Below are 5,428 nucleotides of genomic sequence, written 5' to 3' on the forward strand. Positions count from 1 at the left end.
GATCCGCCCAATCAGAGACGAGGAGTTCGCACAACTCGAAACGATTGAAAACGATGCCGATCGTTTGCTCATCGACACCTTGCGCCCCACTAGATGGGACCCCGCTCCCCCGGGTTCCACACGCCAGGGTCATGACGGTCTCGTGCTCGTGGCCCAAAACGATACGGGTTCGCTTAAAGAAGAGCTCGATGGGTTCATCGACATCCGCTACTTTGGCGGCGCCACTGCGTACGTCGACGTTCTCGCCGTTCGGCGCCGGTCGATGCGCCAAGGACTCGGCCGGCGCCTCTTGCGGAACGCCGCGGTTATGGCGACGCGGGCAGGCATAACATCCCTGACGCTGCGCACGTACCGCTCAATCGCCTTCAATGGGCCGTTCTACGCCTCGGAGGGGTTCGCCACGTTCACGCCGCCCAGCGAAGCACATTGGGCAGCCGATGTACTCACTGCCGAGCGGCGGGCTGGGTTACCTCGCTCGGAGGATCGCGTATTCATGCGCCTGCCGCTGGAATTTGCGGGGTAGGGTGGCTCCAACAACAGTCGACCGGGTGGAGGAACTATGGAGTCGTTCTACCAGCACCTCGCCGACGGACGGTTCGAAAGCGGCACGCAAACCGCCGGACCGTGGGGGCCCGAAGCGCAGCATGCGGGGCCGCCGTCGGCCCTTCTCGCTCGAGAATTCTCTCGTTATGGAGATATCGGCGACAAGCGCATTGCCTCGATCTCCGTCGATATCCTCTCCCCCGTTCCCATCAGTCCTCTCGAAGTGAGTGTTCGCGTGGACAAGCCCGGGAGGCAGGTCGAGCTGCTCTCAGGAGAGATTCGCGCCGGCGACAAAGTAGTGCTTGCGGCTCGCGCGTGGCGGGTGCTGAAGGCTCCCGACGATGTGCCGTATATCGGGCCCAACGCAAAGCTCCCGGAATCCATATCGCAAAGTGACGGGGACGGCGTCGGCAGAGAGGTGATGCCAGGCGCCTATACGAGAGGCTACCTGTCCGCCGTTGAGTGGCTACAGGCCCCTGACGAGGAGAATCCGCCGAATGAGCCACGCAGTGCCTGGATCCGGCCGCTCATCCCTCTGGTCGAGGGCGAACCGATCACGGGCACCGAACTCGCAATGCTGACTGCCGATTCGGGCAGCGGGGTACATGTCCCCATCGATCCTTTCCATCACGCGGGGATCAATTGCACGTTGCACGTGGCATTCTTGCGCGAGCCCGAGGGAGAACGGATCGGCCTCGAATCCCGCACGTCCGTGGCGCCCGCGGGCTGCGGACTGACCTCGACAACGCTGCACGACCGTCGCGGTGTCTTTGGCACGGGGACGCAGAGCCTCCTCTTTCGCTAGCACTCGGGCAGACGAGAGTCGGTGGGAGGCCAGGCTATATTCGGCACCTCCGACGTCATAGGTAAATAATGAAGTGCCCGGCGAGAAACTCGCCGGGCACTTCGCGTGCTTGCGCCGATGTGGGCGCGGAGGATTGTCGAGGCCGCTGCTAGTGCGTCTCCGGACCCCAGTAGTACTGGAACACGAGGCCGCAGACGGCGGCCACCAGAACGAGGGCACCAACCGAGACGATCCACCAGTTGGTGAAGGCAAGGCCCATTGCAACGGTGACGACCACGGCTGCGACGGTGAACGGCCAGATCGAGCCCGGCGAGAAGAAGCCGAGCTCACCGGCGCCGTCGGAAACCTCGGCGTCCTCGTAATCCTCGGGCAGCGTGCTGATTCGCGCGTTGACGAAGTGCAGGTAGCCGGCGATGAGGAGGCACAGCAGCGTTGACAGCACGAGTGCTGTGCCACCTGCCCACTCGATGTTGAGGCGGGACTGGTGGGTCAGAACGATATACGCAACGGCCAAGATCCCCATAAACAAGGTGAGGCCATCGAAGACGCGCATTGCTGCATGCATGTCAGATCCTTAACTCTTCTCGTGCCCTGCGTTAGTTCGCGGCCGCGTTATTGTCGATGGTGTTCGCCTGCTCGCGGGTATCCGCACGGCCGGTCTTGAACGGCTCGGTGGACGTCGCGTACGGCTCCTGACCGATGTGCTCGAGCGCCTCGGCGTTCGTGGCAAGCGGGTTGTCCTCGCGGAAGTTGATGTATTCGGCGAAGTCCGCCTCGGAAACCGCGCGGAGCTCGAAGTTCATCATCGCATGGTAGGTGCCACACATTTCCGCACAGCGGCCGACGAACGCGCCCTCACGGTCGATTTGCTCGACCTGGAACTTGTTGAGTTGCTGGTTCTGGCCGGGAGCCGGCATAACGTCGAGCTTGTAGACGAATTCCGGTACCCAGAACGAGTGGATCACGTCCGCCGAAGCGAGACGGAATTCGATCCGAGTATTCGTCGGGACGACGAGTACCGGAACCTCTTCGGACGTGCCGACTGTCTCCATGTTGTTGTACTCGAGGTACGACTTGTCGTTCGGGAGGCGGCCGTGGACCGGACCGGAGGCGGCGGGGCCTTCGAGCCCTTCGGCTTCCTGCTCCTCGGGGCTGCGCGTGCCGGCTGCCTCGGCCTCGGCGAGTGCCTCATAGTCGGTGCCGTCTTCGATCGACGCACCATCGACATCAACCTTGTTGTAACCGAACTTCCAGTTCCACTGGTAGGCGGTGACGTCGACGCGTACACCCACCTCATCCTCCGGAGCCAGGTCGAGCACCTTGTTTTGCGTGACCACGGTGCCGTAGAAGAGCACAGAGATGATGACGAACGGGAGGATCGTGTAGATCAACTCCAGCGGAACGTTGTACTGCGTCTGGCGTGGGAACTCGTTGTCGCCCTTCTTCTTCCGATGGAAAATCATCGGATAGAACATGAGCGCCCAGACGATGACACCGACGACGAGCGATGCGATGACAGTCAGAGTCCAGAACTCGCGAACCGCAGTGCCCTCGGGCGTAATGCCCGTCGGGAAACCGAAGTTGATGGTCTGGTTCCACCACTTGTTATCCGTATGCAAGCTGCAGCCGGAAAGAACGAGCCCAAGGATGCCCATTAAACCGGCAAAAGCACCCCTGTGCGCCCATCGGCGCTCGCCACGCTGATCCACCATCTAGCCTTCCTCTTTACGGCTCCGCTAGTGCACGCGACACCCATCGTCGCTACACCTAAGAAGAGTATCGGAACGCTCTTAGATTCCATGCCTTGGGGGGTGCGATTCTCAGAATTCGACCCCCAATCGGTCGCGGTCTGCACTGCTCGGCCGGGCGCTACCGTTCGGTTGCACTCCGACTACGTAGGATACCGGAGTAAACACACGCGCCCAGGGTTGACGCTCGACGCATCCCGGGGAGCGGTCCTATCCCCAATTCGGCAAGGAATGCTCACTCTATGTGCGGACTGATCGGACTACTGAGCCACCGCGGCGAGGCCACAACACACAATGACGCGGTGTTGGCGGCTATGGAATGCATGCACCACCGCGGCCCGGACGAGGTAGGCACGCAGGGAACCGCCGATCTCGTCTTCGGTTTCAATCGCCTGTCGATCATCGACATCAACCACTCGCACCAGCCGCTGCGCTGGGGGCCACCGGAGTCACCGGAGCGCTACACGCTCGTCTTCAACGGCGAGATCTATAACTACATCGAACTTCGCGAACAGCTCGTCGCCGAGTTCGGCGCCGAGTTCGCCACCGAGGGGGACGGCGAACCGATCGTCGTCGGTTTCCATCATTGGGGCCCGGAGGTCGTGGGGCGCCTGCGCGGAATGTTCGGCATCGCCATCTGGGACACCGTCGAGCGGACGCTGTTCGTCGCGCGCGATTTCTTCGGCATCAAGCCGATGTACATCGCCGAGGGCCCTGACGCCACCGTCGTCGGTTCGGAGAAGAAGTCGGTTGCCGAACTCGCGGGCATCGCAGGCGTCGACACGTCGATCGACACGCGGGCGCTGCAGCACTACGTGACTCTGCAGTACGTGCCCGAGGACGAAACCCTCAACAAGGGCATCCGCCGCCTCGAGTCCGGCACCTACGCCTTCTTCCGCCCCGGGGAGAAGGGCGAGTTCGTCCGCTACTTCCATCCGAGCTTCGAGGTGCCGGCACAGCTGGCCAACAACACCGGCGAGCCCGCATACCGTCGGATCACGAACGCGCTGGAGGATTCGGTAGCCAAGCACATGCGCGCCGACGTGACCGTAGGGTCCTTCCTCTCCGGTGGCATCGACTCCACCGTGATCGCCGCGCTCGCCCGCCGTCACAACGAGAAGTTGATGACCTTTACCACCGGCTTCGAGCGGCAAGGCTATTCGGAGATCGACGTCGCCGCGGAGTCGGCCGCGGCGATCGGCGTGGAGCACGTGGTCAAGGTCGTCTCCCCCGAGGAATTCGCGGCGGCGATCCCGGAGATCATCTGGTACCTCGACGAGCCCGTCGCCGATCCGGCGCTCGTCCCGCTGTATTTCGTCGCCCGCGAGGCACGCAAGCACGTCAAGGTCGTGCTGTCCGGGGAAGGCGCCGACGAGCTGTTCGGCGGCTACACGATCTACAAGGAGCCGCTCTCGCTCGCGCCGTTCGAGAAGGTGCCGGGCTCGCTTCGCCCCTACCTTGGCAAGCTCTCGGCGAAGCTGCCCGAGGGGATGCGCGGCAAGTCGCTGCTGCACCGCGGCTCCCAGCGTCTCGAGGACCGTTACTACGGCAACGCTCGCTCGTTCAGCGAGTCGCAGGTCGAATCCGTGCTTCGCGACTACCGGCCCGAGTGGGGCCACCAGGACGTGACCGCGCCGATCTACCGCCTCTCCGAGGGCTGGGATCCGGTCGCACGGATGCAGCACCTCGACCTGTTCACGTGGCTGCGCGGCGACATTCTCGTCAAGGCAGACAAAATCACCATGGCGAACTCGCTGGAGCTGCGCGTGCCGTTCCTCGACAAGGAGGTCTTCGAGGTGGCGCGCACGCTGCCGCATACCGAGAAGATCTCGCACGGCACCACGAAGTACGCCCTGCGCCGCGCGATCGCCGACATCGTCCCGCCGCACGTGCTCGAGCGTCGCAAGCTCGGCTTCCCCGTGCCGACGCGCCACTGGCTCGCCGGGCCGGAGCTGCATGATTGGGCGCGCGGCATCATCGCCGAATCGCAGACCGACGAGCTCGTCGACAAGCAGGCGGTCCTTGCGATGCTCGACGAGCACCGCATGGGCACCAGCGACCACAGCCGCCGCATCTGGACCATGCTCTGTTTCATGATCTGGCACGGCATTTTCGTCGAAAAGCGGATCACCCCGAATATCGAGCGCAAGGACTACCCCGTCCGCCTCTAGCGTCGCCGCAACCCGGCACGTACAAAGGTCCCGCCTCCCCTTTCGGGAGGCGGGACCTTTGTACGTATGCCCCTGGTTACCGCCTATGACGGCGGAGGTGCCGGATCGGCTAGGCCGGCAGCAGCTCTGCGAGTTCCTGCGCAGCGTCCTCGCCGTAGGCC

The 5,428-nt window shown here is 63.4% G+C and carries 5 protein-coding genes; 3 read left to right on the forward strand and 2 right to left on the reverse strand.

Annotated features, from left to right (window positions below):
* Together K8V11_RS07065 and K8V11_RS07070 are read left to right on the forward strand one after the other, a co-directional pair.
* Positions 1-523 (forward strand): GNAT family N-acetyltransferase (locus K8V11_RS07065; RefSeq protein ID WP_303912048.1); only part of this gene is annotated, 523 nt, incomplete at its 5' end.
* Between the two features lie 36 nt (positions 524-559).
* Positions 560-1,348, forward strand: a complete 789-nt coding sequence (locus K8V11_RS07070) for a thioesterase family protein (protein WP_303912050.1) — start codon at positions 560-562, stop codon at positions 1,346-1,348.
* A gap of 148 nt (positions 1,349-1,496) precedes the next feature.
* Here the strand turns inward: K8V11_RS07070 and K8V11_RS07075 are convergent, their stop codons facing one another.
* Positions 1,497-1,913, reverse strand: coding sequence for a cytochrome c oxidase subunit 4 (locus K8V11_RS07075; protein WP_303912052.1), 417 nt, complete (start codon positions 1,911-1,913; stop codon positions 1,497-1,499).
* Positions 1,914-1,944: 31 nt separating this feature from the next.
* Entirely contained in the window at positions 1,945-3,003 is a 1,059-nt protein-coding gene (locus K8V11_RS07080) for a cytochrome c oxidase subunit II (protein ID WP_303912056.1), read from the reverse strand.
* A gap of 335 nt (positions 3,004-3,338) precedes the next feature.
* Here K8V11_RS07080 and asnB point away from each other — a divergent pair, with 335 nt between their 5' ends.
* Entirely contained in the window at positions 3,339-5,267 is a 1,929-nt protein-coding gene (gene asnB, locus K8V11_RS07085; RefSeq protein ID WP_303912054.1) for an asparagine synthase (glutamine-hydrolyzing), read from the forward strand.
* The last annotated feature ends 161 nt before the right edge of the window (positions 5,268-5,428 follow it).

This window comes from Dietzia timorensis (genome assembly GCF_020742175.1).
Taxonomy (GTDB): Bacteria; Actinomycetota; Actinomycetes; order Mycobacteriales; family Mycobacteriaceae; genus Dietzia; species Dietzia timorensis_A.